The organism is Bradyrhizobium sp. (assembly GCF_049586575.1).
Lineage (GTDB): Bacteria > Pseudomonadota > Alphaproteobacteria > Rhizobiales > Xanthobacteraceae > Bradyrhizobium.
The window spans coordinates 1-3,936 of sequence record NZ_JBAVCF010000436.1; the positions used below are offsets into that span (position 1 = coordinate 1).

7 protein-coding genes are annotated in these 3,936 nt (G+C 58.0%); 5 read left to right on the forward strand and 2 right to left on the reverse strand.

Features of this window, described 5'->3' with window-relative positions; genetic code table 11:
- From WB528_RS17270 to WB528_RS17290, 5 genes are all read left to right on the forward strand, one after another.
- On the forward strand, nucleotides 1-401 hold a 401-nt coding region (locus WB528_RS17270; RefSeq protein ID WP_423889621.1), incomplete at its 5' end, for a hypothetical protein.
- 35 nt (nucleotides 402-436) lie between these two features.
- Nucleotides 437-676: a FitA-like ribbon-helix-helix domain-containing protein gene (locus tag WB528_RS17275; RefSeq protein WP_423889622.1), complete on the forward strand. Its 240-nt coding sequence runs from the start codon at nucleotides 437-439 to the stop codon at nucleotides 674-676.
- Nucleotides 673-1,107: a type II toxin-antitoxin system VapC family toxin gene (locus tag WB528_RS17280; protein WP_423889623.1), complete on the forward strand. Its 435-nt coding sequence runs from the start codon at nucleotides 673-675 to the stop codon at nucleotides 1,105-1,107. Before WB528_RS17275 ends, WB528_RS17280 begins: the two co-directional genes overlap by 4 nt.
- Before the next feature lie 132 nt (nucleotides 1,108-1,239).
- Complete coding sequence (locus tag WB528_RS17285) at nucleotides 1,240-1,824, forward strand: hypothetical protein (RefSeq protein WP_423889624.1); 585 nt, start codon at nucleotides 1,240-1,242, stop codon at nucleotides 1,822-1,824.
- The gene (locus WB528_RS17290) at nucleotides 1,821-2,285 is read left to right on the forward strand and encodes a hypothetical protein (protein ID WP_423889625.1); all 465 of its coding nucleotides are present in this window, start codon (nucleotides 1,821-1,823) and stop codon (nucleotides 2,283-2,285) included. Before WB528_RS17285 ends, WB528_RS17290 begins: the two co-directional genes overlap by 4 nt.
- 721 nt (nucleotides 2,286-3,006) lie before the next feature.
- On the opposite strand, the gene WB528_RS17295 is transcribed toward WB528_RS17290, so the two are convergent.
- A complete protein-coding gene (locus WB528_RS17295; RefSeq protein ID WP_423889626.1) occupies nucleotides 3,007-3,456 on the reverse strand; it encodes a PIN domain-containing protein in 450 nt (149 codons plus the stop codon).
- Nucleotides 3,456-3,704 (reverse strand): type II toxin-antitoxin system Phd/YefM family antitoxin, encoded by a 249-nt coding sequence (locus WB528_RS17300; RefSeq protein WP_423889627.1) that lies wholly within the window; start codon nucleotides 3,702-3,704, stop codon nucleotides 3,456-3,458. Before WB528_RS17300 ends, WB528_RS17295 begins: the two co-directional genes overlap by 1 nt.
- Between the last annotated feature and the right edge of the window lie 232 nt (nucleotides 3,705-3,936).

The following is a 3,936-nucleotide window of genomic DNA, read 5'->3' on the forward strand; positions in this document are numbered from 1 at the left end:
TGGAGTGGCAGGTTGCCGGTTTCGGCGATTTTTCCGGCAATGCCAACGAGACCGACCTGCTGATGCGCAACAGCAATACCGGGCAATTCGAGATTTATGACATCAGCAACAACCAGCTCGCCTCCGCGGCGTCGATGGGGCAGGTGGGGCCGGAATGGCAGGTGGTCGGGTTCGGCCCGATCGCCGGCGCCAGCGCGGGCGACATGCTAATGCGCGATAGCAACACCGGAGCATTCGAGGTTTACAATATACGGACAACCAGCTCACCGGGGCCGCTGCAATGGGGCAGGTTGGAACCGACTGGGCTGTCGCCGGTATCGCCGCCGATCCTGCGGGCGCCGCGCCGAGCACATCGAGCGCCGGGCTGTCGCAGATATATTGACCCACTTGGCGCCATATGAGATCACTGATATCAATGGCCCCATGGAGCCGCCGGATGACCGGGAACCTGCATGTCCGTAATTTGGAGGACGATCTGATCGCTCGATTGAAGCGTCGAGCGGCGCGGCATGGCCGCTCGACCGAAGCCGAGCATCGGGAAATCCTTCGCCAGGCCCTCGCCGGCGATGTTGAGCCCTCTTTCGACACGTTAGCCGCCGAGCTGCGGAAGCTGACAGGGCGGCGAAAACAGACGCCCTCAGAACTTCTCCTTCGTGAGGGACGCAAAGAGCGGTGAACACGCTCGTCATCGATGCCAGCGTCGCCGTCAAATGGGTGGTTGAAGAGGACGGTACACCAGAGGCGCTGGCACTCCGTCAAAAGGCCAAGCTGATCGCGCCCGACTTGCTCATAGCCGAATGTGCGAACATCCTTTGGAAAAAAGTCCATAGGGGCGAGCTTTTGAAGGAAGAAGCGCTTCTCGCCGCCCGTCTGCTACAGGGCGCCGAAATCGAACTGCTGCCGACGCGGTCTTTATTCGAAACCGCGACACGATTCTCGATCGAGATCGACCATCCTGCTTATGATTGTTTGTACCTTGCCCTGGCGGTTGAGAAAAAATGTCAGTTTGTGACAGCGGATGAGCGCTTTCTGCGAAAGCTGCAACAGGGCCGAAAATACGCGCTTGGCGGCAGAACGATTTCGCTGATCGAAGCCGCGAAACCATAAATAAAAAAATGCATGTGGTATGCTTGCAGAAATGCTGCAAAAGCGGGCACTCGAGACAGACGGCGTCGAGTTTCATACGCTCAATGACGCTTGGAGCAAGGCAAGCTTGGCTAGCATGGAAGCCGAACAGTAATGACGGAACGCCTACAGCTCGACCGCGCCAAGATTGAGGAGGCCTTTCGCATCATGGGCCAGTATCTGCTCGATCGAAAGACGCTCGGCGAAATTGCTATCTATGGGGGTAGCGCAATCCTGTTTCAGTTTGATTGGCGAAAGACCTCTATCGATGTTGACGCGAGAGTGACCAGCGAGCGCAATCATGGTATTATCATCGATGCAGTGCATGAAGCCGCTAAGCAACTTAACCTGCCTCGTTCGTGGCTAAATGAAAACGTGGCGGCCTATACAAGGCGTGGCGAAACCGACGCGGACCGCATCGCAGTGGGGCTCTATCCTTCGCCGGAGCGATTTGGGCTCAGGGTTACTGCCGCCAAGCCGGAATACCTTCTGGCAATGAAACTAAAAGCTTTGGAGCGCGTCACGGCCGACGATCGCGATTTCCAGGACGCAGCCCGAATTGGTGCTGAATGCGGAATAGCCTCGGTCGATCAAATGCTCAACGTTTTTCAAAGATTTTTCGGGGATGAAGCATTGTCCGTTACGGCTCGACTTCGTTTGTCGGAACTGATCGAAGCAATTCAGGCGAGGCTCGCGTGACTGACCACGAGCTGCGGCGTCCGCAGACCCTCGCTGATGTCGCCGAAATTGCCCGGCAGAATTCATCCGACTTTGCGATGGCGCTCGATGAATTCGTCGATGAGTTTTATTTGGATCACCCAGATAAGATCGCTCAGCAGAAACGCCTCGACGCAGTCGCGTCTTGCGTCGACGACCCCGTGATCGATGCGTGGATCGGCGCCGCCGGTGAGCATCTGGCGCAACGCTGGGGACTAAAGGTGCCAGACTGGACCAAGCGGTCCTTTCATTTCGCTCTCCAACAGCCTGTTTTTCTCCCGGCCAGTATCGCGCTTCGTGGCATCGTCATCGTTGAAAGCCCGCCGGCCTTTCGATCACGACTGATATTCACGCGGGCTGAGCCATTAGCACGCGCGCGTTTTCCCTCCGGCGCTCAGCGCGCCAAGGTTCCCCTTGCATGGCCGCCGCCAGGTGCAAACTAACAGGCCGCGGAAACTCTGCGCGAGAGAATGGCATGTGATTCCGTGGATTTGAAACCACGGGGGGCAATATCGGGCCGCACTCGCCACTCTCCTGCTGCCGGGAACCTTGTGCATATCATCCGATCCGCCGGGCATTCACGCAGCGGGGAAAGTCAAAGCGTCAAATAAGCAGCAATGATAGCGACCGCGCGGATGCCAAATATTCGCTAAGCCGCTGGCCGCGATCACAATTCTTGTCCTGGCAATCCGGTGCGGATCGCCGAAGTCGTCGCCGCCAGGCCGCTGTTGGGCGCCGAAGGCAGATGATGACGAGTAGGCGTTGTGACCGTGCATCAACTCGAAGCGGGAACAAGCAAGCCGAGCCAATCGACACTTGAAGTGGTCCGACGCGCCTACGAAGTAGCCGGCGTCGACTTCATCGACGAAATAGCGGCGGGCCGGGTGTGCGTCTCCGCAAGCGGCAGCAGAAAAAGGGTTGACGGTCTTTCAGTCGCGCTTAACCCGTCGTGCGACGTTGACGCCGCTGGCGAGCCGGCCGACGTTTTCGAATGCACCTCTTTAACGCCTTGGCGGGCGACGAATTACACAACGAAGCCAAATTTGCCCTGTTCCCTGAGGGAATCGTGCTTCGCCGTCGGAACGGAGATCTCAACTCCTTGGCATCAATCGCTGCGTTTGTTCGCCGAATGGTGCGTGGAGCAACCGAAGAGAGGCAGGCCGCTTAGGGAGGCGGAAGGATTTCATCGATCAGTTTATCATTTCGTCGGTGAAATGGATTGATGAATGTAACCCCGTGCAGCACGAATCCGTCTTGGAAATCTTCGCTGAGCAGGTAGCGTATGCCGGCACGCTTCGCGGACGCCCATAACATTGCATCCCAGAACGCCAAGCGATGGGTGCCTACCGCACCGAGGGCCTCGAGAAGATCGCTTTGATCGGCTGCCTGAACAGGCAAGACCGCAAGCCAGGCGTCAAGGATCTCGCGAACCTCGGCGACCTGAATCCCGGCCTTACGGATGGCCACGTTGCTGAACTCGGCAAGGGTCTGCAGCAACAGCACCGTTGAGGCGGCTGCCATCCCGCGCGCCATGAGGTCGCGTGCCCGAACGACCTTGACATCCACAATCGGCGCCGTCGCATAGACGAGAACGTTCGTATCGAACCCGACCATCAGCGCTCGTGCATCTCGTCGCGCTGGAACCCTGGCAGCACGCTCCCCCAGGACAAACCTTTGGTCATCACGTCGAGTGCATGTCGAATGGCCTTTTTGCGCTCCGGTGTCATGCGCGGAGGATGATAGGGAACTAGAATGGCGACGGGCTTGCTTCGTTTGGTGATCAGAATTTCCTCGCCCCGCTCGACCCGCGAAAGCAGGTCGGAAAATTCATGATTAGCTTGCCGCGCACTGACAGTTTTCATTTTGCACCGTTGTAGGACGTGTAGCACATTTAGTCGAAGCAAATGGACGGGTCAAGGTCAAGTGACGTCAGCGACCGTGCGCAGGCGATCCCCGGTTTTGGCAGGACGTATCCACCCGAATTGGGCATATCCGAGACAAAGAGGCGAAGGCGGCGAGCCTCCAGCGTGGGCGATCTGCGGGGCCGAAATCGACCTTGCGCCCTCGCGAAGGATCGCCGAGCAATCTGAAAAA

Excerpts from the sequence above, each read along its gene's own strand:
- WB528_RS17275 (WP_423889622.1), top strand. The coding sequence starts at position 437 with ATGACCGGGAACCTGCATGTCCGTAATTTGGAGGACGATCTGATCGCT.
- WB528_RS17285 (WP_423889624.1), top strand. The coding sequence starts at position 1,240 with ATGACGGAACGCCTACAGCTCGACCGCGCCAAGATTGAGGAGGCCTTT.
- WB528_RS17295 (WP_423889626.1), bottom strand. The coding sequence starts at position 3,456 with ATGGTCGGGTTCGATACGAACGTTCTCGTCTATGCGACGGCGCCGATT.
- WB528_RS17300 (WP_423889627.1), bottom strand. The coding sequence starts at position 3,704 with ATGAAAACTGTCAGTGCGCGGCAAGCTAATCATGAATTTTCCGACCTG.